Genomic DNA, 430 nt, shown 5'->3' with positions numbered 1-430 from the left:
CTTTCAATTCAGTATCTGTTATTTGTGCCATAAACTCTATATCGCCATAAATACCATCAATACTATAACTGCTTGGTATATATACAACTGCTATTCCTGCTTGTTTTATTAAAGCAAATGGATCTTCATCCCCTACTTTATTATGCCCAGAGGCTATTATCATGTCTGGCTTTAACGAAATGATAGCTTCAACATCTGGATTTCTAAAATCTAATTGTGGCAATTCAGGATTAACGCCTTCGATATCCGTTGAGTAATTATCTATTGCAATTAATTTATCACCTAAGCCTAATGCCATTAATACCTCTGTATTTGATGGTGCCGTTGAAATTATTTTATTAATTTCCTTAGGTGCTACAAATTCATTACCTTCTCTATCACGCATCGCAGTTGTTTTTTCAGTACAACCTACTAAAACTGACATAAACAT

1 protein-coding gene is annotated in these 430 nt (G+C 33.5%); it reads right to left on the bottom strand.

Going from position 1 to position 430, the window contains the following annotated elements:
- Window positions 1-430 (bottom strand): ABC transporter substrate-binding protein (locus tag NG904_RS16505; RefSeq protein WP_252232794.1); only part of this gene is annotated, 430 nt, incomplete at its 3' end.

It is taken from the genome of Clostridium sp. ZBS15 (assembly GCF_023845705.1).
Classification (GTDB): domain Bacteria; phylum Bacillota; class Clostridia; order Clostridiales; family Clostridiaceae; genus Clostridium; species Clostridium aquiflavi.
Note: the sequence above shows the minus strand (reverse complement) of the source record. Positions and strands in the feature narration are given on the sequence as shown.